This window comes from Mycobacterium colombiense CECT 3035, from assembly GCF_002105755.1.
GTDB lineage: Bacteria > Actinomycetota > Actinomycetes > Mycobacteriales > Mycobacteriaceae > Mycobacterium > Mycobacterium colombiense.
In genome coordinates, this window is record NZ_CP020821.1 from 3,898,820 (window position 1) to 3,921,388 (window position 22,569).

Annotated in this window: 24 protein-coding genes and 3 pseudogenes; 19 read left to right on the forward strand and 8 right to left on the reverse strand. The window is 69.6% G+C overall.

Annotated features, from left to right (window positions below):
• The first annotated feature begins 32 nt into the window (after positions 1–32).
• Positions 33–782, forward strand: a complete 750-nt coding sequence (locus tag B9D87_RS18255; RefSeq protein WP_007771884.1) for an AraC family transcriptional regulator — start codon at positions 33–35, stop codon at positions 780–782.
• Here the strand turns inward: B9D87_RS18255 and serS are convergent.
• Positions 779–2,038 (reverse strand): serine--tRNA ligase, encoded by a 1,260-nt coding sequence (gene serS, locus B9D87_RS18260; protein WP_007771882.1) that lies wholly within the window; start codon positions 2,036–2,038, stop codon positions 779–781. The genes B9D87_RS18255 and serS overlap by 4 nt on opposite strands.
• A 110-nt stretch (positions 2,039–2,148) precedes the next feature.
• On the opposite strand from serS, the pseudogene B9D87_RS27835 reads away from it, so the two are divergent.
• The 3 genes and pseudogenes from B9D87_RS27835 to B9D87_RS27560 all read left to right on the forward strand — a co-directional run bounded on the left by B9D87_RS27835 (position 2,149) and on the right by B9D87_RS27560 (position 4,172).
• Positions 2,149–3,551, forward strand: a pseudogene (locus tag B9D87_RS27835) (septum formation family protein).
• A gap of 4 nt (positions 3,552–3,555) precedes the next feature.
• Positions 3,556–3,980 (forward strand): annotated as a pseudogene (locus tag B9D87_RS27255) (metallopeptidase family protein); the annotation flags it as partial.
• The gene (locus B9D87_RS27560) at positions 3,981–4,172 is read left to right on the forward strand and encodes a hypothetical protein (protein ID WP_007771876.1); all 192 of its coding nucleotides are present in this window, start codon (positions 3,981–3,983) and stop codon (positions 4,170–4,172) included.
• Between the two features lie 8 nt (positions 4,173–4,180).
• Here the strand turns inward: B9D87_RS27560 and B9D87_RS18280 are convergent.
• Both B9D87_RS18280 and pheA read right to left on the reverse strand, forming a co-directional pair.
• Positions 4,181–4,866: pseudogene (locus B9D87_RS18280) on the reverse strand (histidine phosphatase family protein).
• Entirely contained in the window at positions 4,863–5,807 is a 945-nt protein-coding gene (gene pheA, locus B9D87_RS18285) for a prephenate dehydratase (protein WP_007771874.1), read from the reverse strand. Before pheA ends, B9D87_RS18280 begins: the two are co-directional and overlap by 4 nt.
• 89 nt (positions 5,808–5,896) lie before the next feature.
• Between pheA and B9D87_RS18290 the strand changes: the two genes are divergently transcribed.
• Both B9D87_RS18290 and B9D87_RS18295 read left to right on the forward strand, forming a co-directional pair.
• Complete coding sequence (locus B9D87_RS18290) at positions 5,897–6,691, forward strand: DUF2470 domain-containing protein (RefSeq protein ID WP_007771873.1); 795 nt, start codon at positions 5,897–5,899, stop codon at positions 6,689–6,691.
• 53 nt (positions 6,692–6,744) lie between these two features.
• On the forward strand, positions 6,745–7,938 hold the full coding sequence (locus tag B9D87_RS18295) for an LCP family protein (RefSeq protein WP_040630568.1): 1,194 nt from the start codon (positions 6,745–6,747) through the stop codon (positions 7,936–7,938).
• 8 nt (positions 7,939–7,946) lie between these two features.
• Here the strand turns inward: B9D87_RS18295 and B9D87_RS18300 are convergent, their stop codons facing one another.
• Together B9D87_RS18300 and B9D87_RS18305 are read right to left on the reverse strand one after the other, a co-directional pair.
• Complete coding sequence (locus B9D87_RS18300) at positions 7,947–8,771, reverse strand: glycerophosphodiester phosphodiesterase (RefSeq protein WP_007771871.1); 825 nt, start codon at positions 8,769–8,771, stop codon at positions 7,947–7,949.
• A 4-nt stretch (positions 8,772–8,775) separates the two neighbouring features.
• Positions 8,776–9,825: a DUF4328 domain-containing protein gene (locus B9D87_RS18305; RefSeq protein WP_085977819.1), complete on the reverse strand. Its 1,050-nt coding sequence runs from the start codon at positions 9,823–9,825 to the stop codon at positions 8,776–8,778.
• Positions 9,826–10,273: 448 nt separating this feature from the next.
• Here B9D87_RS18305 and B9D87_RS27070 point away from each other — a divergent pair, with 448 nt between their 5' ends.
• From B9D87_RS27070 to rraA, 10 genes are all read left to right on the forward strand, one after another.
• On the forward strand, positions 10,274–10,429 hold the full coding sequence (locus B9D87_RS27070) for a hypothetical protein (RefSeq protein ID WP_007771868.1): 156 nt from the start codon (positions 10,274–10,276) through the stop codon (positions 10,427–10,429).
• 148 nt (positions 10,430–10,577) lie between these two features.
• On the forward strand, positions 10,578–11,201 hold the full coding sequence (locus B9D87_RS18310; RefSeq protein ID WP_007771867.1) for a superoxide dismutase: 624 nt from the start codon (positions 10,578–10,580) through the stop codon (positions 11,199–11,201).
• 196 nt (positions 11,202–11,397) lie between these two features.
• On the forward strand, positions 11,398–11,931 hold the full coding sequence (locus B9D87_RS18315; RefSeq protein WP_007771866.1) for a hypothetical protein: 534 nt from the start codon (positions 11,398–11,400) through the stop codon (positions 11,929–11,931).
• A gap of 252 nt (positions 11,932–12,183) precedes the next feature.
• Positions 12,184–12,885, forward strand: coding sequence for a TMEM165/GDT1 family protein (locus B9D87_RS18320; protein WP_007771865.1), 702 nt, complete (start codon positions 12,184–12,186; stop codon positions 12,883–12,885).
• Between the two features lie 414 nt (positions 12,886–13,299).
• Positions 13,300–13,698, forward strand: a complete 399-nt coding sequence (locus B9D87_RS18325; protein WP_007771864.1) for a hypothetical protein — start codon at positions 13,300–13,302, stop codon at positions 13,696–13,698.
• 150 nt (positions 13,699–13,848) lie between these two features.
• On the forward strand, positions 13,849–14,505 hold the full coding sequence (locus B9D87_RS18330) for a DUF6474 family protein (protein WP_007771863.1): 657 nt from the start codon (positions 13,849–13,851) through the stop codon (positions 14,503–14,505).
• Between the two features lie 28 nt (positions 14,506–14,533).
• On the forward strand, positions 14,534–15,202 hold the full coding sequence (locus B9D87_RS18335; protein WP_007771861.1) for a YcnI family copper-binding membrane protein: 669 nt from the start codon (positions 14,534–14,536) through the stop codon (positions 15,200–15,202).
• Positions 15,199–15,699, forward strand: coding sequence for a copper resistance CopC family protein (locus B9D87_RS18340; protein ID WP_007771860.1), 501 nt, complete (start codon positions 15,199–15,201; stop codon positions 15,697–15,699). The genes B9D87_RS18335 and B9D87_RS18340 overlap by 4 nt, the downstream gene beginning before the upstream one ends.
• A gap of 112 nt (positions 15,700–15,811) precedes the next feature.
• A complete protein-coding gene (locus tag B9D87_RS18345; protein ID WP_007771859.1) occupies positions 15,812–16,252 on the forward strand; it encodes an Rv3852 family protein in 441 nt (146 codons plus the stop codon).
• A 25-nt stretch (positions 16,253–16,277) separates the two neighbouring features.
• Complete coding sequence (rraA, locus tag B9D87_RS18350; protein ID WP_007771858.1) at positions 16,278–16,763, forward strand: ribonuclease E activity regulator RraA; 486 nt, start codon at positions 16,278–16,280, stop codon at positions 16,761–16,763.
• Positions 16,764–16,767: 4 nt separating this feature from the next.
• On the opposite strand, the gene B9D87_RS18355 is transcribed toward rraA, so the two are convergent.
• Complete coding sequence (locus tag B9D87_RS18355; protein ID WP_007771857.1) at positions 16,768–18,237, reverse strand: flavin-containing monooxygenase; 1,470 nt, start codon at positions 18,235–18,237, stop codon at positions 16,768–16,770.
• A gap of 77 nt (positions 18,238–18,314) precedes the next feature.
• On the opposite strand from B9D87_RS18355, the gene B9D87_RS18360 reads away from it, so the two are divergent.
• Both B9D87_RS18360 and dinB read left to right on the forward strand, forming a co-directional pair.
• On the forward strand, positions 18,315–18,956 hold the full coding sequence (locus B9D87_RS18360; RefSeq protein WP_007771856.1) for a TetR/AcrR family transcriptional regulator: 642 nt from the start codon (positions 18,315–18,317) through the stop codon (positions 18,954–18,956).
• Between the two features lie 23 nt (positions 18,957–18,979).
• Complete coding sequence (gene dinB, locus B9D87_RS18365; RefSeq protein ID WP_007771854.1) at positions 18,980–20,194, forward strand: DNA polymerase IV; 1,215 nt, start codon at positions 18,980–18,982, stop codon at positions 20,192–20,194.
• Here dinB and B9D87_RS18370 read toward each other — a convergent pair.
• Positions 20,191–21,198: a PHP domain-containing protein gene (locus B9D87_RS18370; RefSeq protein ID WP_007771853.1), complete on the reverse strand. Its 1,008-nt coding sequence runs from the start codon at positions 21,196–21,198 to the stop codon at positions 20,191–20,193. The genes dinB and B9D87_RS18370 overlap by 4 nt on opposite strands.
• Before the next feature lie 22 nt (positions 21,199–21,220).
• Positions 21,221–21,661 (reverse strand): hypothetical protein, encoded by a 441-nt coding sequence (locus B9D87_RS18375; RefSeq protein WP_007771852.1) that lies wholly within the window; start codon positions 21,659–21,661, stop codon positions 21,221–21,223.
• Between the two features lie 51 nt (positions 21,662–21,712).
• On the opposite strand from B9D87_RS18375, the gene B9D87_RS18380 reads away from it, so the two are divergent.
• Positions 21,713–22,564, forward strand: coding sequence for an LLM class F420-dependent oxidoreductase (locus B9D87_RS18380; RefSeq protein ID WP_007771851.1), 852 nt, complete (start codon positions 21,713–21,715; stop codon positions 22,562–22,564).
• Positions 22,565–22,569: the final 5 nt, after the last annotated feature.

Consider the following 22,569-nt stretch of genomic DNA (forward strand, 5'->3'; position numbering starts at 1 on the left):
CATCCTGCGGGCTTCCGATATCCTGCCTAGATATGTCGGAATTCCGCCACCACGGGGTGGCGACGTCGTCGCAGACGCTGCCGCCGGGAGCCCAGATCGAACGGCACCGGCATCCGCTGCACCAGATCGTCTACCCGTCGTCGGGCGCGGTCTCGGTGACCACCCCGGCGGGAACGTGGATCACGCCGGCGAATCGCGCCATCTGGATCCCGGCGGGTTGCTGGCACGAACACAAGTTCCACGGCACCACGCAGTTTCACGGCGTCGCCCTGGACCCCCACCGCTATCGCCGCGGCCCCGCGGCGCCCGCCGTGCTGGCGGTCAATCCCCTGATGCGCGAGCTGATCATCGCGTGTTCACAAACCGATGGCACCGACACCGACCAGCATCACCGGATGCTGGCCGTGCTGCATGACCAGGTACAGGCGACCAGCGTCGTTGGGCCGCTGTGGGTTCCCACCCCCGTCGACAGCCGGCTGCGGCAAGCCTGCGCGTTGATCGCCGACAACCTGCGAGAGTCGTTGACGCTGAAGCAGATCGGCGACCGGGTCGGCGTCGGCCAGCGCACGCTGAGCCGCCTGTTCAGCGACGAGCTGGCCATGACGTTCCCGCAGTGGCGCACCCAGGTCCGGCTGCAACACGCCCTCGTGCTGCTCGCCGAACGGCGCGATGTCACCTCGGTGGCGGCCGAATGCGGTTGGGCCACACCGAGCGCCTTCATCGACAGCTACCGGCGAGCGTTCGGGCACACCCCCGGCCGGCTGGCCGGCACGGCGTTCTAGTTGACGGGCTCCAGCACTTCGGCGCCGACGAACGGCACCAGCGCCTCGGGCACCCGCACGCTGCCGTCGGGCCGCTGGTGGTTCTCCAGGATCGCCACCAGCCACCGCGTGGTGCCCAGCGTGCCGTTCAGCGTCGCGGCCGTCTGCGGTTTGCCGGCCCCGTCGCGATACCGGGTGGCCAGGCGGCGGGCCTGGAACGTGGTGCAGTTCGACGTCGACGTCAGCTCGCGATAGGCGCCCTGCGTGGGAACCCAAGCCTCACAATCGAATTTGCGCGCGGCCGACGAACCGAGATCGCCCGCGGCCACGTCGATCACCCGGTAGGGCACCTCGATCAGGGCGAGCATCTCACGCTGCCAGCCCAGCAGCCGCTGGTGTTCGGCCTCGGCGTCGGCGGGCGTGCAGTAGACGAAGCCCTCGACCTTGTCGAACTGATGCACCCGGATGATGCCGCGGGTGTCCTTGCCGTAGCTGCCGGCCTCGCGACGGAAGCACGACGACCATCCCGCGTAGCGCAGCGGCCCGCCGGACAGGTCCAGGATCTCGTCGGAGTGATACCCCGCCAGCGGCACCTCCGAGGTGCCCACCAGGTACAGGTCGTCGGCCTCCACCCGGTAGATCTCCTCGGCGTGGGAGCCCAGGAACCCGGTGCCGGCCATCACCTCCGGGCGCACCAGCACCGGCGGGATCATCGGGACGAAGCCGTTCTCGACGGCCAGCCGCAACGCCAGCTGCAACAGGCCCAGCTGCAGCAGCGCACCCTTGCCGGTCAGGAAGTAGAACCGCGAGCCGGACACCTTGGCCCCGCGCTGCATGTCGATGAGGCCGAGCGATTCGCCGAGCTCGAGGTGGTCTTTCGGGTTGTCGATGGCCGCCGGCTCGCCGACCACGTCGAGCACGGCGAAGTCGTCCTCCCCGCCGGCGGGCACCCCGTCGATGACGACGTTGGAGAGCGCCATGTGGGCCGCGGTGAACGCCGCCTCCGCGTCGGCCTGGGCGGTTTCGGCCGCCTTCACCTGTTCGGCCAGGTCTTTGGCGCGCGCCAGCTTGGCCGGGCGCTCCTCGGGCGACGCCGCCCCCACGCTCTTGCTGGCGGCCTTCTGCTCGGCGCGCAGCGAGTCCGCCGACGAGATCGCGGCACGGCGGGCGGCGTCGGCGGTCAGCAGGGCGTCTACCAGCGACGGGTCCTCGCCACGGCTGAGTTGGGAGCGGCGCACGACGTCGGGGTCTTCCCGGAGCTGCTTCAGGTCGATCACGGCCCAAAGACTACTTTCACGCTTCTCGGCGGCGGGCGAGCGTCCGCCCCCGCTGGGCGCAGGCCTCACATCAGTAACTTTTGTCACGCGTCTCAGGTGCTGCTGTCAGAATGGAGCGGATGTCGCAAGCGCCCGAGAAGGAACTTTCGGAAGCCCGGGAAGGCCGGGCGGTCGAGTCGTCCGTCGACTCGACCGATCAGTCGTCGGGTCGGCAGCCGTCCGCGTTCCTGTGGCCGCGCAGCCTGCAGGCCCGGGCGACCCGGCGCGCGCTCCTGCTCACGGCGCTCGGCGGCCTGTTGATCGCCGGGCTGGTCACCGCGATCCCGGTCGGTGGTGCCGGATCGGGCCGGTTACTCGACAGCAGCCCGGTGCGCAGCACCGGCACCAAGAGCGACGCCGCCTTCAACCGGGCCTCCCCCGGCGAGTGCCTGATGTGGCCGGACACCACGCCGGAGTCGTCCAAGATCGTCAACTGCGGCGACGACCACAAATTCGAGGTCGCCGAATCCATCGACATGCGGACGTTCCCGGGCTCGGAGTACGGGCCCAACGCCGCGCCCCCGACGCCGGCCCGGATCCAGCAGATCACCCAGGAGCAGTGCGAGGCCGCCGTCCGCAATTACCTCGGCGCCAAGTTCGATCCGAACAGCCGGTTCACCGTCAGCCTGCTGTGGCCCGGCGACCGGGCCTGGCGCCAGTCCGGCGATCGCCGGATGCTGTGCGGCCTGCAGCTGCCCGGGATGAACAACCAGCAGCAGGCGTTCAAGGGCAAGGTCGCCGACGTCGACCAGTCCAAGGTGTGGCCGGCCGGCACCTGCCTGGGCATCGATTCGGCGACCAACCAGCCGACCGATGCGCCGGTCGACTGCGCGGCGCCACACGCGATGGAGGTCACCGGCACGGTCAACCTCGCCGAGAAGTTCCCCGGCGCCCTGCCCGCCGAGCCCGACCAGGACGGCTTCATCAAGGATTCGTGCACGAAAATGACCGACGCGTATCTGGCGCCGGTCAAGCTGCGCACCACCACCCTGACGCTGATCTACCCGACGGTGCCGCTGGCCAGCTGGGCGGCGGGCAGCCGCGAGGTGGCGTGCAGCATCGGCGCGACGCTGGGCAACGGCGGCTGGGCCACCCTGCTGAACAGCGCCAAGGGTCAGCTGCTCATCAACGGCCAGCCTCCGGTGGCGCCGCCCGACATTCCCGAGGAGCGGCTCACCATGCCGCCGATTCCGCTGCAGGCCCCGGCGCAGCAGCCGTCCAGCCAGTCCGGCTCGGGCTCGGTCCCGGAGATCCCGCCGAACAACCAGCACCTGCCCGGACAGCAGCCCGCTCAGCAGCCCCAGCAGGCGCCGCAGCAACAGGCGCCCGCCCAGCAGGCGCCGCCGCCGGCCGATAACGGCGCCCCGCCGCCCAATCCCGCGCCCGAGGCGCCGGCACCCCGCCTCCCCCGCCACCGCCGCCGGCGAACCCCGCTCCGGAGGCACCGCCCGCCGAGCCGCCGCCGGGAGGCTAGCCGGGTGTCCGTGCGGATGGATCCGCAGCGCTTCGACGAATTGGTCTCCGACGCCCTCGACCTCATCCCGCCCGAGCTGGCGGCCGCCATGGACAACGTCGTCGTGCTGGTCGAAGGCCGCCATCCCGAGGACGCCGAACTGCTCGGGCTGTACGAGGGGGTGGCCCTCACCGAACGCGACTCCGACTACTTCGGATCGTTGCCCGATGCCATCACCATCTACCGTGACGCGCTACTGGACGTGTGCGAATCCGAGGACGAGGTGGTGAAGGAGGTGGCCGTCACGGTGATCCACGAGATCGCTCACCACTTCGGCATCGACGACGACCGGCTGCACGAGCTGGGCTGGGCCTGAGCGCCTTGCACGCCCGCCCGATTCCCGGGCGCGGCATCCCGCATTTGTCCGCGCCGGGTGCTATGAACTCACCTATGAGCATTGACTGCCGCGACTGCCGGGCAGGCTTAGATCACTGTCACGGCACCATCATTCGCCACGCACTGCACCGCTCGGAGTGCACGGAGCCGGACTGCTTCACTCCCGAGTTGTTGCCGCACGCCTTCGTCATCGACTGCGACGCGGTCGGCTGCGCATGCGCCGAGGTGATCGCGGTGGCCGTCTGACCGCGAGGTCAGCCCATCGGGTCGGTGCTTGACCGCACCGCATCCGGGACCGGGGTCGCCTCTTCCTCGGGGAAGAACGGCGGCGTCAGGGTTCCCCAGCGCACGCAGCTCCACCGCCCGTCGGTGATCGGCGTCAACGCCACCGATTCGGCGTTGTCCAGGTGGTTGTCCAGCGCGAAGTCGGCTTCGACGCCGGCCAGCACCGCGGCGGCCAGCCGGATCGCCGCGCCGTGGCTGACGAGAACGATGTCGCCGTGGAAGTCGCGGTCGTCGAGGTAGCGCAGCCGCAGGTCGGTGAGCACCGGCAGGTAGCGGTCCAGCACGTCGTTGCCGGTTTCGCCACCGGGAAGCGCGACATTGAGTTCGCCGCGGTGCCAACGCTCGTAGATCGCGTTGAACTCGGCGACCGCGTCGTCGTCGTTGCGGTTCTCCAGCCGCCCGACCTGAACCTCGTGGACGCCGGCCACCTCGATGGGCGGCACCTCCACCTGGCCCCGATCACGGCGGCGGTCTGCAAGGCCCGGGTGGCCACCGAGTGCGCGAGCATCGCCGGCCGCCCCGAGCCGCGGGCGAACGCACGGGCCTGGTCGCGGCCCAGCGGGGTCAGCTCCGCCCCGGGCGGGCGGGTGTCGAGCCGGCGCTCGACGTTTCCGAACGACTGGCCGTGTCGCACCAGGATCAACCGGCCGCTCACCCCAACGACCCCCGCTCGTCGGGCTTTCCGTCTCGCAGCTGCGCTAACCAGCGCGCGCCCTCGTCGGCCGACGGCGGCAACGCCCCCGCGGGTGAGCCGGTGGGCCAGGATCCCAGGTATCGCACATCAGCACAACGACGGTGCAGCGCTTTGAGTGCCTCGGCGACGGCATCGTCGTCGATGTGGCCCACGCAGTCGGCGAAAAACCGATAGGTGCCGAGTCCGGTTCGGGTGGGCCGCGATTCGATGCGGGTCAGGTCGATGCCCCGGATGGCGAATTCGGCGAGCGCGGCCAGCAGCGCCCCGGGCGCGTTGTCGATGCGCAACACGACCGAGGTGCGGTCGGCTCCGGTGCGGGCCGGCGGGGGCCCCGGCCGGCCGACGAGAAGGAAGCGGGTGCGGGCGTTGGACTCGTCGACGACGCCGTCGGCCAGGGTGGCCAGCCCCCAGCGGGTGACGGCCAGCGGCGAGGTTACCGCGGCGTCGGCATGTCCCTCGGCCACCTGCTGGGCGGCGTCGGCGTTGGAGTACGCGGGCCGCAGCTTGGCGTCGGCCAGATTGGCGGCCACCCACTGTCGCACCTGGGCCGCCGCCACGCCGAAGGCCGCCAGCGTCCGCACGTCCGCCGCGCTGCGGCCCGGTTTGACGGCGATGCTGAACGCGACGTCCAAAGTGGTTTCGGCGAACACCTGCAGCGGTGAGCCGATGGCCAGGCTGTCCAGGGTGGGCGTCACCGATCCGTCGATCGAATTCTCGATCGGGACGCAGGCGTACTCGGCGGTGCCGTCGCGCACGGCGTCCAGCGCGGCGGAGGTGCTGTCGACGGGCGAGGGATCCACTCCCCCGGCCGCCTGCCCAGGTACCAGACCGGCGGCGGTGATCTGCCGCAAGGCCGCCTCGGTGAACGTCCCCTCCGGACCGAGGTAAGCGATGCGGGCCACGTCCCAACCCTAGCGGCGCGCAGGCCACAAGACCCTTGCGACGCCACCGCGGGTAAGTTAACTTAGGCTTACCTAATCGAAGGATGAGAATGGTGTTACCGCTGAGTTGCCCCGCCCCGACCACCGCCGAACGGATACGCAGCGCCTGCGTCCGCGCCGGCGGCGCGCTGCTGGCCATCGAGCATGACGACCCCGTCCCCACCCCCCTGCACCACCTGATGGACGACGGATCCGTCGCCCTGGCGGTCCCCGTCGAAAGGGCAGGCGGGCTCGCGCGCCCCATCTCGGGGTCTCAGGCGCTGCTGGAGCTGACCGACTACGCGCCGCTTCCGCTGCGCGAACCGGTCCGCTCGCTGGTCTGGGTGCGCGGGCACCTCCAACAGGTGCCGCCGAGCGAGACCCTCGACACGCTCGACCTGATCGCCGCCGAGTGCCCGAATCCGGCGCTGCTGGGCGTCGACACCCCGCGCTGCGCGCCCACCGACGGCGAGGAACCGCGCTACACGCTGCTGCGGCTGGAGATCGCCTCGGTGGTGGTCACCGACGCCACCGGCGCGGAGCCGGTCAGCGTCGGCGACCTGCTGGAGGCGCGGCCCGATCCGTTCTGCGCGCTCGAGTCGAGCCTGCTGTGGCACCTGGACACCGCCCACAGCGATGTGCTGGCGCGGCTGGTGTCCAGGCTTCCCGCCCCCCTGCGGCGCGGCCACGTGCGGCCGCTGGGCCTGGACCGCTACGGCGTCCGGTTCCGCGTCGAGAGCGACGACCGCGATCACGACGTCCGGCTGCCCTTCCACAGACCGGTCGACGACATGACCGGCCTGAGCCAGGCCATCCGGGTGCTGATGGGCTGCCCCTTCATCAACGGGCTGCGGGCGCGCGGGTAGCCCCGGGGCGATGCGGCCCGCATAGTGGGGTGCCGGGCACGTACGTTAACGAGGTGAACGGCGACCGCTCACCGCAACGCCGGCGGCCCCCCGCGGGGAACCCGCCCGCGCAGCCGCGTCCCGAGCCGCCGCAGGTGATCCGCCGCCCGGCCGGCCCGCCGGTGTCACCGACCGCGGAGACCCAGCCGCTGCACCAACCACCCTCACCACCCGCCGCCGCGCCGGCGGCCCGGGTTCCGCCGCCCCGACCGCAGGCGCCCCGCGCGCCGCGGCGGCGGCGCCGGTTCCGCTGGGTCCGCGCGGTGGTGTCGGTCCTGCTGGTCGGCCTGCTGCTGATCGGCGCGGGCGTCGTCGCGGGGGCGATCTGGTTCGACCACAGACTGCACCGCGAGCACGCGCTCGCCGACTACCAAGACCGCCCCTCGGCAGGCCGGGGCGCCAACTGGCTGATCGTCGGGTCGGACAGCCGCCAGGCGCTCAGCGCCGAGCAGCAGCAGGATCTGGCCACCGGCGGCGACATCGGTAACGGCCGTACCGACACGATCCTGCTGGTCCACGTGCCGGGCGTCGGGGCGGGTGTGCCGACCACCATGGTGTCGATTCCGCGCGATTCCTATGTGCCGATCCCGGGTCATGGCAAGGACAAGATCAATGCCGCGTTCGCGATTGGCGGCGCGCAATTGCTGGTCCAGACGGTGGAGCAGGCCACCGGGTTGCGCCTCGACCATTACGCCGAGATCGGGTTCGGCGGGTTCGCCGCGCTCGTGGACGCGCTCGGCGGCGTGACGGTGTGCCCGAAGACGGCCTTCAACGATCCGCTGGCCGGCATCGAGCTGCCGGCGGGCTGCCAGACCCTCAACGGCCGCAACGCGCTCGGCTACGTCAGGTCGCGCGACACCCCGCGGGCGGACCTGGACCGGATGGTCAATCAACGGCAGTTCGTGGCGGCGCTGCTGCATCGGGTCGCCAGTCCCGCGGTCTGGCTCAACCCGTGGCGCTGGTTTTCGGTGCCCCGCGCGGCCGCCGACGCCCTGACCGTCGACCGGAATGACCACGTCTGGGATCTGGCCCGGCTCGGCTGGGCACTACACGGGTCGACCACCACCATGACCGTCCCGATCGGCCAGTTCACCGACGGTGACGCCGGGTCGGTGGTGGTGTGGAACCACGACGAGGCCGCGCGGTTGTTCCAGTCGTTGGCGTCCGATGCGCCCCTGCCCCCGGCCACATCGGACGAACAGCAATAGCGGTTGGCCTATCCGCTGCCCTCACCATCGCGGTTGCCCTGCAGCCAGGCCTTGGTGCGGCCCGGGTGGTGCGTGGCGAGCCAGGCCACCCCGACGTCGCGGCAGAAATCGATGTCGTCGTAGTCGTCGACGTTCCAGCAGTACACCGCCCTGCCCTGGGCGATGGCGCGGTCGGCGAGTTGGGGGTAGTCCTTCAGCGTCGCCAGCGAGGGCCCGACGGCGGTGGCGCCGATGGCCGTCGGCGCGCCGCTGGTCAGATAGCGGGCGGTCTTGCCGAGCAGCACCGTAGGCAGCAGCGGGGCGGCCCGCCGGATCCGCCAGACCGCGGACGCCGAGAACGACATCACCACCGCGCGCGACCGGTCCGCCGAGGCGGGCGCGGCGATGCCGAACCGATGCAGCGCCGCGAGCAGCTTGGTTTCCACCAGCGAGCCGTACCGGACCGGGTGCTTGGTTTCGATGAACAGCTTCACCGGCCGATGCCAATCCAGCACCAGCGACACCAGCGCGTCCAGCGTCAGCAGACTGGTGTCGCCGTGGGCGCCGTCTTCCCGCCAGCTGCCGTGCCACGCTCCGTACTCGAGCTCGCGCAATTCGGCGAGGGTCATCGTGCTGACCAAGCCGGCCCCGGTCGAGGTCCGGTCCAGCCGGCGGTCGTGCACGCACACCAGATGGCCGTCGCGGGTCAGGCGCACGTCGCATTCCACGCCGTCGGCGCCTTCTTTCAGCGCAAGGTCGTAGGCGGCCAGCGTGTGCTCGGGCCGCGCGGCCGACGCGCCGCGATGGGCGACGACATAGGGATGCCCGGCGAGCACCTCGTCGGCCCACGTCATACCCCTATGCTGCCGGTTCCTGCCCCTTCAACTCAACTGGGGCGGCGGAAGCCCGCGCCGGGGTGCCGTCGGCGGGAACCGCGACCCAGCGATGCGCGGGCCGGGCGACGGGTTTGCGCTGGAATCCCTCGAACACGCGGGTGGCGGCGGCCAGCGTGGCGGCCGCGAGCAGATACGCGAAGACCATCAGCACGGTGTTGTTGGCGATGCCCTGGGCGTCGGTGGCGAAGCTGGTCGCGATGGCCGCGATGGACACCGCGTAGCTGCACACCCACGCCCCCCACCACTGCAGGATCGCGCCTCGCAGCCGGGCGTAGTGCTCTTCGAGCAGCGCCAGCTCGATCACGTACACCGGGGCCCAGAGCAGGTTGGCCAGCGGCACGACGCAGCCGGCCCAGAGCGCCCGCGCGGAGCGCTGCTCGGGCAGACCGTGGTGGGCGAACACAGCCGCGCGGCGGGCGATCATCCAGCGGATCAGCTGCACGCCGGAGGCGATCACCGCCGCGCCCGCGCCCACGCTGGCGAGCACGCCGAGCCAGTCGGCCGCGAACGCCACCCACGAGTTCAGCAAGGTGTTCCGGTTGATCACCAGCAGGACGTACCGCACCACGTAGACCAGGGCGGCGATGCTGAGCACCAGCACGCTGACGAACGACGTGGTGCGGACGATCTGGGCCGGTGGCCCGGGCTGCGCGGGTGCTGCGTCCGTGGCCACGGGCATCTGCTCGACGCGGTCGGCCAGCCCCCACCGCGGGATGACGGCGTAGCGCGGAGTGGGCCCGAGGGGACGCCGGCCGCGTCGCGGCGGCGGCGCGGCGCCGGGCCGCACCGCGATCCAGCGGTAGCCGGGCGGCAGTCGCGGCGGCGTGCGCTGCCACCCCGGCGCCGCCGAGGGGCGAGCCTGCGTCGCGGCACCGGGCGCACCCCATCTGGGATCGGCCGGCGGGGCGTCCGGCGCGGGCGCCATCAGGGCTCCGCGGCAGCGCGGACACCATTCGCGTTGTCGGTCACGCACGTTCCAGCGCGTGCCGCACTGGGAGCACACCTGGATCACCGGACCAGACTAACGCCGCACCGACGCGCGCCGAGGGACACCGGCACGGGGCCGCGATCGGCCACCGCCGCACGGGGCTCGGCAACCGACCGAAGCGGCAAAGACTATCCACAGTTTCCACAGGTTTATCCACATACACCCGGCGGGTATAGATCGCATCACTACAGCCTCTGGCGGCGGACCTTGCTGCAACTGTGGATAACACCGCAGTGTTGTACGCATGTGCAGAACTGGCCGCCGAGCGAAATGGATTGGCTTGCTAAGCACCCGGCCCGCCCCTGGGCCCGCCGCCGCTCCGGGTCGGGCCCCAAGTCGCCGCCACCACCGCCAACCCGCAGCTCAGCGCGTTATTTCTCAAGCTCGTCACAAAGCGCTATGATCGCGTTCGCGAAAAGTGTTTGTGACTCACCTCACTGACGCGAGGTGACCGGGGGGTGAAAGGCGATTGATGGCCACGCATTCGTTCGGTCCGGGTTCACCGGGCTCGTCGAAGTCGTATTGCGGCTCGTCGGCGTGGAATCACAGTTACAGCGTCGCCGCGCTGCGCGCCGGGTTGATCGCCCTGGCGCTGCTCGCGGTGCTCGCGGTCATCGTCTTGTCTTGAAACGCCGCTGAGCGGGTATTCGCGTTCCGGCTCACAAGGGTCGTTCTTGCGGAGCGCGCGGTCATGGAGCAGGGTTGATAACGGCCGGCCGCCGTGAGGCGGTGCTGCGCGACTGAGCGTCAAGACGATAATCGAAGAAAGGAATGCCGTGGCTGAATACACCCTGCCCGACTTGGACTGGGACTATGCAGCGTTGGAACCGCACATCTCGGGGCAGATCAACGAGATCCACCACAGTAAGCACCACGCCACATACGTCAAAGGCGTGAATGACGCTCTGTCCAAGCTCGAAGAGGCCCGCGCCAACGAGGACCACGCTGCGATCTTCCTGAACGAAAAGAACCTCGCATTCCACCTCGGTGGCCACGTCAACCACTCGATCTGGTGGAAGAACCTGTCGCCGGACGGCGGCGACAAGCCGACCGGCGAACTGGCTGCTGCGATCGACGACGCGTTCGGGTCCTTCGACCGATTCCGCGCGCAATTCAGCGCGGCCGCCAACGGGCTGCAGGGCTCGGGCTGGGCCGTCCTGGGCTACGACACCCTCGGCAACCGGCTGCTGACCTTCCAGCTGTACGACCAGCAGGCCAACGTTCCGCTCGGCATCATCCCCTTGCTGCAGGTCGACATGTGGGAGCACGCCTTCTACCTGCAGTACAAGAACGTCAAGGCGGATTACGTCAAGGCGTTCTGGAACGTCGTCAACTGGGCGGACGTGCAGAAGCGGTACGCGGCCGCGACCTCGAAAACCCAGGGCCTCATTTTCGGCTGACTTTCATTTCGATCGGCAGGGGCGTCGCGCGGCAGCGCGGCGCCCCCGTCGTTTGTCCGACCTTTCGACCGCCGGCGCGACAACGTTTGTGCCACCGACCGTGTCGTGTTGCACCGCGCCTAAACCGCAGGCATGCTTAATTATTCGGACTTACCAGTGTGGTTATTCCAAGCGGAGGCGTCGCGCGGAGGTCGAAATGGAACCAGGGGCGGATCGGCCTATCGGGGTTTCCCCGTTCCATTCTCGTGGTGCCTTGAAAGGATTCGTGATCTCGGGACGCTGGCCCGACTCGACCAAAGAATGGGTGCAACTGCTCATGGTCGCGGTCAGGATCGCGTCCCTGCCCGGATTGCTCTCCACCACAACGGTCTTCGGGGCCCGCGAGGAACTGCCGGACGAGCCCGAACCGGGCACGGTGGGCCTGGTACTGGCCGAGGGCACGGTGTTCGGTGAATCAGCCATTCAGCCGGGATATTTCGCCGAACATCAGCCGCCGGCACTACTCATGTTGCACCCGCCCTCGGAAACCACGCCGTCCTTGCCGGAATGCAACGGGGCGGCATCCGGATGCGTATTGCTGCCCGGATTGCCCTATCTGGGACTCGAGCATCGGGCCGCGTGGGTGGAAGCGGAAGCCGACGGCACCATTACCTCGATGGTGAGCCGGGTCGGTGTCGACCCGATCAGCCACCCCGATACGGCGATACTGGCGATGCTGCTGGCCGCATAGCCGAAATGGCGGAAAGCATTTCGGGACGCAAACCCCGGAAATGCGGCCGGCCGAACTCCGCCGTCGCGCTGGCGGACGCCGACGGGCCCCATTAATCTGGGACCCGTCAGCGAAGGGGAGTAGCCCCCAATCGTCGGGTCGACATACTGGCGCACAGCCCGGCCGGCGAACCGGTTCACCCGGTGGGCGAGACCTTCGACCGGAGTTCGACGACTTCGCGGTCGTCGACGACGCGTCGAAAGGTCACCCGAGATGCTCGCCGCCACCCTCTTGACCCTGGGAGTGGTGTTCGTCGCCGAACTCGGCGACAGATCCCAGCTGATCACCATGACCTACGCCCTGCGCTATCGGTGGTGGGTGGTGCTGACCGGTGTGGCGCTCGCCGCGTTCACGGTGCACGGCGTCTCGGTGACGATCGGTCACTTCCTCGGCGCCGCCCTACCGGCGCGGCCGCTGGCCATCGCGTCCGCCCTCGCCTTCCTCGCGTTCGCGGTGTGGGCCTGGCGGGAGGGCGCCGCCACCGACGAGACGGTGTCGCAGCCGAGCGAACCGCGATTCGCCTTCCTGACGGTGGTGTCCTCGTTCGCGCTCGCCGAGATGAGCGACAAGACAGCCCTGGCGACGGTGACGTTGGCCAGCCACCACGACTGGGTCGGGGTGTGGATCGGCTCGACGCTGGGCATGGTGCTGGCCGACGGCCTGGCGATCGCCGCGGGACGGCTGTTGCATCGGCGCCTTCCGGAAAAATTGCTGCACGTGGTGGCCAGCCTGCTGTTCGCAACGTTCGGCGTGTGGATGCTGTTCGACAGCGCTCTGGGCTGGCGTTGGGTGGCCGTCGCGGCGACGGTTGCCGTCGCGACGGCCGCTGCCGCAATCGCGGTCGCACAGACGCGGCGGCGCCGCAGAACCGTCAGGGCAAATATGCGCCGGACCACCGCAAACCGGCTAAGTTAACGCCGCCTCGACCACCGGTGTCCGGGAGCCGTCTGCCGGGCAGCGCGGTGGTCAACGGGTCCGCTTTCCCGCTCGGCAGCAAAGAGTGTGCTAAATCGCCCCGGCACGCGGGCCCGTTGCGGTGCTGTTCCCCAGCGCAGCCCGGCATATTATCGCCCACGTCAGCAGGTAATCCGCCCGCCACTTCGGAACGGATGTCCAATTCTGCGGATAACCTGTGAGTTTCGCTGATGTAGTGGACACCCCAGCGAATCAGTTAGACGCTCGTCAAGTGGGGAGGTAGCGTGCGTCAGCTACGCCGGTCGGGAATCCCCTGGGGTTTGCACCTGGTTACGGTCACCAAGCCTCGCTACCATGATCAGCAAATACACCTAGGTAATAGTTCACTTCTACAGCCAAGTGGAGGTCATATCAATGAGCACGACATTCGCTGCTCGCCTGAACCGCCTGTTCGACACGGTGTATCCCCCCGGACGCGGGCCGCACACCTCCGCGGAAGTGATCGCGGCGCTCAAGGCGGAGGGCATAACGATGTCGGCTCCCTACCTCTCGCAGCTGCGTTCCGGCAACCGCACCAACCCGTCGACGGCGACCATGGCGGCCCTGGCCAACTTCTTCCGGATCAAGTCGGCCTACTTCACCGACGACGAGTACTACGAGAAGCTCGATAAGGAACTGTCGTGGCTGGCCACGACGCGCGACGACAACGTCCGCCGCATCGCGGTGCGCACGGCCGAGCTGTCCCCCGAGGCGCAACGTGAGGTCATGGAGCGGGTCAACGAGTTGCGCCGGGCCGAGCACCTAGACGCCTGACGTCGCGCCTGGCACCGACCGCCGCGCCTGCCCTGGAGGGCTGCCGCCCGCCCATTCCGATTAGGGTTGGCCCAGCGGATCGCGCAACCGCGACAGCGACAGACAACGATTGCCAGGATTGCCAGCGAGATCACCGGGAGGCGGCCGGGAATGGGCCTGTTCCGCAAGCGAAAGAGCCGCGCGACGCGTCGCGCCGAAGCCCGCGCGATCAAGGCCCGCGCGAAGCTCGAGGCCAAGCTGGCCGCGAAAAACGAGGTCCGCCGCGCCAAATCCGCGCAACGGGCGGAGAACAAAGCGCTGCGCGCCCAGATCAGGGCCCAACGCGACAGCGACCGCAACGCACTGAAAGTCGCCGAGGCCGAACTCAAAGCCGCGCGGGAGGGCAAGATCTTCTCACCGACACGAATCCGCCGGGTGCTGACCGTGTCTCGGCTGCTCGCGCCGATCCTCACCCCGCTCATCTACCGGGCGGCCGTCGCGGCCCGGGCGATGATCGATCAGCGTCGGGCTGATCAGCTCGGCATTCCGCTGGCCCAGATCGGCCAGTTCTCCGGTCACGGCGCCCAGCTGTCGGCCCGCGTCGCCGGGGCGGAGAAGTCGCTGCGGATGGTGCAGGACAAGAAGCCCAAGGACGCCGAGACCAAACAGTTCGTCTCCGCGATCGCCGAACGGCTCACCGACCTGTCGGCGGCGATCACCGCCGCCGAGAACATGCCGGCCGCGCGGCGGCGCTCGGCCCACGCCGCGATCTCGTCGCAGCTCGACGGGATCGAGGCGGACCTGATGGCGCGTCTCGGCCTGAGCTGATCACCCGCACGGAAGGTACCGCCCCCGCATGGCAATCCCCAGCAGGTGGATCTCGCGCAGCCTGATCGCGCTCGCCGCGGCCGTCGCCCTCTATCTCGGATCGGCGGCCCAGACCCCCGCCGCCTGGGCGCACGTGCACGCCAGCAGCGACAACGCGGTGCGCGGGGCCATGGCGGTCGTCACGTTCCAGGTGCCCAACGAGTCGAACACCGGGTCGCTGACCACCGCGCTGACCGTCACGCTTCCCAACGTCGCGTCGGCCCGCACCGAGAGCCTGCCCGGCTGGACGGCCAGGCTCGACCGGGACGCCGCGTCCGGCACCGTGCGTTCGGTGACGTGGACGGCGAACCTGACCGGCGGGATCGGGCCGGATCAATTCGGGCTGTTCCGGCTGTCGGTGAAGCTGCCCGACGCCGATACCGTCAGCTTCCCGGCCACGCAGACCTACGCCGACGGAACCGTCGTGAAATGGGACCAGCCGCCGTTGCCCGACGGAAGCGAACCGGAGCACCCGATGCCGATGCTGACCCTCGCCACCGGCCCGTCGGGCCCGCACCAACATCACGCGTCACCTGCGTCGGCGCCCGCCGCCGCACGGTCGAATGCGGCCGACAACGCGGCGCGGCTGCTGGGCGGCGCGGCCCTGGTGGTGGCCGCCGCCGGCGTCGCGATCGCACTGATCCGCCGACGAACATGAGGCGCCTGGCGCTCGCTGCGTGCGTGGGCGTCATGTTCGTGATCGCCACCCTGGCCGCGCCGGTCGCGGGCGCGCACGCGACCCGCGTCGCCACCGATCCCGCGCCCGATGCGGTGCTGGCCGCCGGCCCGCAGCGGGTGAGCGCGACGTTCAACGAGCAGTTGCAAACCACGTTCGCGGCAATGACGGTGGTGGGGCCCGACGGCAACGTGTGGTCCACCGGGGAGCCGGCGGTGCAGGGCGCGGTGGTCGGCATCGCCCTGCGTGCGCTAGGGCCGGCCGGGACGTACACGGTGAACTACCGGGTGACGTCCGCCGATGGCCACGTGGTGTCCGGATCATGGTCGTTCCGCCTCACGGTGCCCGGCACCGGCACGCCCGGTCCGCCCGCGGCCGGCCCGGACGGCGGCGGCGCGCTCCCGGTCTGGCCGTTCGTCGCGGCCGCGGTGGCCCTCGTCGCCGGCGGCGCGTGGTGGGCGGCGCGGCGCAGGCGGTGACGGCGGGGCCTTCGACCGGTGCCGGAGGCGCCGCAACGGGTGCTGGCATGATGGGACCGTGAACCCGCTGAGCTAGGGGAAAGACGACAGAGGAAGCTCAAGGAGCGGCCGCATGGCAGACCCGCAGGACCCGACCAACAGCGCACCCGACGGCGCCGGCACCCCGCCGGAGAAGAGACCGCCCGCCAAGGCGGCGAAGAAGGCCGCGAAAGCGCCGGCCAAGAAGGCACCTGCGAAGAAGGCGCCCGCCAAGAAGGCACCGGCCAAGAAGGCACCCGCCAAGAAGGTGCCGGCCAAGGCCGCCGAACCCACACCGCCGAAACCACCCGAGCAGCCGCTCGATGTGCAGCAGCGCGCCGAAAGCAACGGCGACCTGACCGCCGCCGCGAAAGATGCTGCCGCACAGGCGAAGTCCACCGTGGAGACGGCGAACGACCCGGTCTCGCCCGCCGTCGCGGGAGCGGCGGCGGGCCAATCCCCGGTGCCGCTGATCGTTGCGCTGGCCGTCAGCCTGCTGGCCATCCTGCTCATCCGCCAGCTGCGGCGCCGCTGAGCGGGCGCCGTCTAACGTGTCAGAAGTGACGGTGTCTTTCCGGCCGACGGCCGACCTCGTAGACAGCATCGGTCCCGACGTCCGCAGCTGCGACGTGCAATTCCGCCAGCTGGGCGGGCGGGCCGAATTCGCCGGGCCGATCAGCACCGTGCGGTGCTTTCAGGACAACGCGCTGCTGAAATCGGTGCTTTCGGAGCCTGGCGACGGCGGGGTCCTGGTCATCGACGGCGACGGCTCCCTGCACACCGCGCTGGTCGGCGACGTCATCGCGGAACTGGCCCGGTCCAACGGCTGGGCGGGGCTCATCGTCAACGGCGCGGTGCGCGACTCGGCCACGTTGCGCGGGATGGACATCGGCATCAAGGCCCTGGGCACCAATCCGCGTAAGAGCACCAAGACCGGCGCCGGCGAGCGCGACGTCGAGATCGCCCTGGGCGGTATCACCTTCGTACCGGGCGAGATCGCCTACAGCGACGACGACGGGATCGTCGTCGTCGCCGCAGGCCAGTGATCCGCTAAACGGCAACCGGGGCAGGCTTTTTCGCGAACTTCAGGCCTTCGTCGTCGACCTTGCCGCGCCGGATCGTGCGCATGTCGATAAAGTAGTTCTGCTTGAGCCGCCACGGCGCCCGCGATCCGGACTTGGGCAGCAGGTGCATCGAACGCCGGAAGTAGCCCGGGGTGAAGTCCATGAACGGCAGCTCATCGACGTCCTTGCCGGGATGCTGCGGCTCCACGAAGTCAAAGCCCTTGGCGTCCATGTAGTTCAGCAGCCGGCACACGAACTCTGAGACCAGGTCGGCCTTCAGCGTCCAGGACGCGTTGGTGTAGCCGAAGGTGATCGCGAAGTTCGGCACGCCGGAGAACATCAGGCCCTTGTAGGTCATCAGTGAGGTCAGGTCGATGTCCTCGCCGTTGCGGGTCGGCTTCACGCCCCCCAGCAGCTGCATGTTCAAACCCGTTGCGGTGACGATGATGTCGGCCGCCAATTCCTCGCCCGAGCTGAGCTTGATTCCGGTCTTGGTGAACCGGTCGATGGTGTCGGTGACGACGTCGGCCTTGCCGTGCCGGATGGTCCGGAAGAAGTCGCCGTCGGGGGCCAGGCACAACCGCTCGTCCCAGACGTTGTAGCGGGGGCCGAAGTGCTTTTCGACGTCGTAGCCCTCGGGCAGGCGTCGCTGCGCCATCGTCATCAACGTCTTGCGCATGTAGCCCGGGGCCTTGCGGGAAAGCTGGTATTGGAAGGTGCTGAACGCGATGGCTTTCCAGCGGTTGGCCATGTGCGCGAGGTGGTCGGGCAGCAGCCGGTTGGCCTTCTCGGCGAACGGGTCGACACCGGGCAGCGAGCCGATGTAGGTCGGCGAGCGCTGCAGCATCGTCACGTGACCCGCGCCCGAGTTCACCAGCGCCGGAATCAGGGTGATCGCGGTCGCGCCGGAACCGATGACGACGATCCGCTTACCCGCGTAGTCGAGGTCCTCCGGCCAGTGCTGCGGGTGGACGATGGTTCCGCCGAAGTCGTCCGAGCCCGGGAAGGTCGGCGAGAACCCCTCGTCGTAGTTGTAGTAGCCGGTGCAGGCGAACAGGAACGAACACGTGATCTCGCTCTGCCGGCCGTCGCTCTCGACCGTCACGGTCCAGCGGTTGTCGGCGTCGGACCAGTCGGCGGCCACCACCCGGTGCCGGTAGCGGATCTTCGGCTCGATCTTGTTCTCGACCGCGGTCTCCTTGATGTAGGCCTTGATCGAGGCCCCGTCGGCGATCGACTTCGCGGAGCGCCAGGGCTTGAACCGGAAGCCCAGGGTGAACATGTCCGAGTCCGACCGGATGCCTGGGTACTTGAACAGGTCCCAGGTCCCGCCCAGGTCGGCGCGGCGTTCGAGGATGGCGTAGCTCTTTGTCGGGCAGCGTTCCTGCAGGTGCCAGGCCGCGCTCACGCCGGAGATGCCGGCGCCCACGATGAGGACGTCAAGGTGCTCAGTCATACGGCCAACGTTATCAACACCGTGTCGATCCGGTCAACACTCTGTCGAAAGTATCGACTACGTGTAAAGTAGCGGCCGTGACTACCGTCGGCCAGACCCGCGCCCTGCGCGGCCGCCGCGCCATCCGCCCGACGGGCGACGAGCGCGAACAGGCCATTCTCGCGACCGCCGAACGACTGCTGGAAGAACGTTCGCTGGCCGACATTTCCGTCGATGACCTGGCCAAAGGCGCCGGTATCTCGCGGCCGACGTTCTACTTCTACTTCAAGTCCAAAGAGGCGGTGCTGCTCTCCCTGCTCGAGCCGGTGATCGCCCGGGCCGACTCCGAGTTCGACGGCGCCGTGCATCGGCTGCCGGCCGATCCGCGCCGGGTGTGGCGCAACGGCATCAAGGCGTTCTTCACCGCATTCAGCACACACCGGGCCGTGGCGCGGACCGCGACCGAGGCGCTGGCCACCAGCACGGAATTGCGGTCGCTCTGGTCCGGCTACATGCAGAAATGGATCGACCAGACCGCGGCCATGATCACCGCGGAACGCGCACGCGGCGCAGCACCGGACAACATCCCGGCCGCCGACCTGGCCACGTCGCTGAACCAGATGAACGAGCGCACCATGATGGCCGCGCTCTCCGCCGAAACACCCGCGGTCGAGGCGGCGCGGGTCGTCGACACCCTCACCCACATCTGGATCAGCAGCATCTACGGGGAATCCGGCTAGCTGTCACCGCCGCATGCGAACATATGTTCGTGCGGTGCGATGCGTCCATCCTGCACGCGGACCTCGACTCCTTCTACGCGTCCGTAGAACAGCGCGACGACCCGACCTTGCGCGGCCGGCCGGTGATCGTGGGCGGCGGTGTGGTGCTGGCTGCGAGCTACGAGGCCAAGGCCTTCGGGGTGCGCACCGCCATGGGCGGGTCCCAAGCCCGGCGGTTGTGCCCGCAGGCCGTCGTGGTGCCCCCGCGGATGAGCGCCTATTCGCGTGCCAGCGACGCGGTCTTCGAGGTGTTCCGGGATTGCTCCCCGATCGTCGAGGCGCTGTCGGTCGACGAGGCCTTCCTCGATGTCGGCGGCCTGCGTCGGGTCAGCGGCACGCCGGTCGCGATCGCCGAGCGGCTGCGGGCCGACGTGCGCGACCGCGTCGGCCTGCCGATCACCGTCGGCGTCGCCCGCACGAAGTTCCTCGCCAAGGTCGCCAGCCAGGAGGCCAAGCCGGACGGGCTGCTGCTGGTGCCGCCCGATCAGGAGCTGACCTTCCTGCGGCCGCTGCCGGTGCGCCGGCTCTGGGGCGTGGGCGCGGTGACGGCAGAGAAGCTGCGCGCGCACGGCATCGTGACCGTCGCCGACGTCGCCGAGCTCAGCGAGTCCACGCTGGGCTCCATCGTGGGCGGCGCGATGGGTCGCCAGCTCTACGCGCTGTCGCGCAATATCGACCGCCGCCGGGTGACCACCGGCGTCCGTCGCCGGTCCGTCGGCGCGCAGCGGGCGCTGGGCCGCGCCGGAAACACCATGTCGCCCAGCGAGATCGACGCCGTGGTGGTCAACCTGATCGACCGCATCACCGGTCGCATGCGCGCCGCTGGGCGCACCGGTCGCACGGTGGTGCTGCGGATGCGCTTCGCCGACTTCACCCGCGCGACCCGATCGCACACCTTGCCGTGGGCCACGTCGTCCACCGCGCCGCTGCTGGCCGCCGCGCGCCGGCTGGTCGCGGACGCGGCACCGCTCATCGCGCAGCGCGGCCTGACATTGGTCGGGTTCGCGGTGTCGGGCATCGACCGCAGCGGCTCCCAGCAGCTGATGCTGCCCTTCGGCGAGCCGACGCATCGCGTGCCGGGCGACGACGTCGACGCGGCCATCGACCGGGTGCGCCGCCGCTATGGCAAGTCGGCGCTCACGCCCGCCGTGCTGCTGGGCCGCGACCCCGGCTTCGAAATGCCGCATCTGCCGGACTAATTGGCGCCCGTCCACTCCAGTAACTTTTCGGCCGGCCAGGTGTTCACGATCCGCTCGACGGGCACGCCAGCGTCCAACGCCCGCTGGGCGCCGTACCCGAGGAAATCCAGCTGGCCGGGCGCGTGGGCGTCGGTGTCGATGCTGAACACGCACCCGATCTCCAGCGCCAGGTTCAGCAGCCGCGTCGGCGGATCACGGCGCTCGGGCCGGGAGTTGATCTCCACCGCGGTGCCGTGGTCGCGGCACGCGGCGAACACCGCCTCGGCGTCGAACTTGGACTCCGGCCGGATGCCGCGATTCCCCGACACCAGCCTGCCGGTGCAGTGACCCAGCACATCGGCGTGCGGATTGGCCACCGCGCGCAGCATGCGCCGGGTCATCGCCGCGGCGTCCATTGACAGCTTGGAATGCACGCTGGCCACCACCACGTCGAGGCGCTCCAGCAACTCGGGTTCCTGGTCCAGGCTGCCGTCGTCGAGGATGTCGACCTCGATCCCGGTCAGGATGCGCATCGGCGCGAATTTCTCCCGCAGGCCGTCGATCACGTCGAGCTGTTTGCGTAACCGTTCCGGCGACAGGCCGTTGGCGATGGTCAGCCGCGGCGAGTGGTCGGTCAGCGCGCAGTACTCGTGGCCCAGCGCCGCGGCGGAGGCCATCATCTCGTCGATGGGCGCGGAGCCGTCCGACCAGTCGGAGTGCAGGTGCAGATCGCCGCGCAGCGCGGAGCGGATGTCGCCGCCGCCGAGATCCTCTGCGCCGGCACGCAGTTCGACCAGCAGGTCGGGCTCGCGGCCGGACCACGCCTGGTCGATGACCTTGGCCGTCTTGGGCCCGATCCCCGGCAGCGACTGCCAGCTGTTGGCCTGGCCGTGCCGCTCCCTGGTCGCCTCGTCGAGGCCCTCGATGATGTCGGCCGCGTTGCGGTAGGCCATCACGCGCCGGGGGTCGTGGCGGCTGCGGTCCTTGAAGTAGGCGATCTGCCGTAATGCCGCTACCGGATCCATGCCTCCAGTGTGCCCGCCTTGATCAGACGAGCTGGCCGGCGACGAACCCGGCAAGCAGCACGGTGAATCCGCCGATCTCCCCGGCGATCAGCGCCGCCATCGCCAGCCCGAGACGCCCGTCGGCGTTTTCGAACTGGTTGACGGTGTCGCGGCGCGCGCCGTGGCTGACGTAGGCGGCGATGGCGGCCACGAAGAAGAAGACGACGACGCCCGCCGCGGTCAGGTTCACCCACACCGGCCAGGCGCTCAGTTGCACGAACACCGCGAGCAGCAGCGTCGCGAACGAATACAGCAGCGCCGCCCGGTGGGCGATGTCGACGTAGGGATGCGCGAGGTGGGTCTCGGACGTCATCATCTCGCGGTATTTCCACACGCCCAGGATCAGCGCGAGCAGGAAGATCAGGCCCGCAGCCAGCAGGGTGATCTTGGTGTCGATTCCGAGGGAGCAACATGGGCAGGTCATGGCGGGCTTGAGTTTAGTTGCCCTTCATAAACACCGACTAACGTCGGTGGTATGCGATTCGCGTTCAAGACATCCCCGCAAGACACCACCTGGGCACAAATGCTGGCCGTCTGGCAGGCGGCCGACGACATCGAGGTCTACGAATCCGGGTGGACCTTCGACCACTTCTATCCGATCTTCTCCGACAGCAGCGGGCCGTGCCTGGAGGGCTGGACGACGTTGACCGCGCTCGCGCAGGCCACCCAGCGACTGCGGGTGGGCACCCTGGTCACCGGGATCCATTACCGCCATCCCGCGGTGCTGGCCAACATGGCGGCCGCCCTCGACATCATTTCGAACGGGCGGCTCGAACTGGGGATCGGCGCCGGCTGGAACGAGGAAGAGTCCGGGGCCTACGGCATCGAGCTGGGCAGCATCAAGGAGCGCTTCGACCGCTTCGAGGAGGCGTGCGAGGTGCTGACCAGCCTGCTCAGCGAGGAGACCACCGACTTCGACGGCAAGTTCTACCAGCTCAAGGGGGCCCGCAACGAGCCCAAGGGCCCGCAGCGGCCGCACCCGCCGATCTGCATCGGCGGCAGCGGGGAGAAGCGCACCCTGCGGATCACCGCCCGCTACGCCCAGCACTGGAACTTCGTGGGCGGGCCGCCCGACGTCTTCGCCCACAAGCGTGACGTGCTGGCCTCGCATTGCGCGGACATCGGACGCGACCCCAAGGAGATCACGCTCTCGGCCCACCTGCGGCTGGAGCCCGACCTCGATTACGGCAAGGTCATCGCCGACGCCGCCGGGTTGGCGGCCGAGGGCTTGGATCTGGGCATCGTCTACCTGCCGCCGCCACACGACCCGGCCGTGCTGGAGCCGCTCGCCGAGGCGATCCGCGACTCGGGTCTATGGACGCCGTGAGGCCG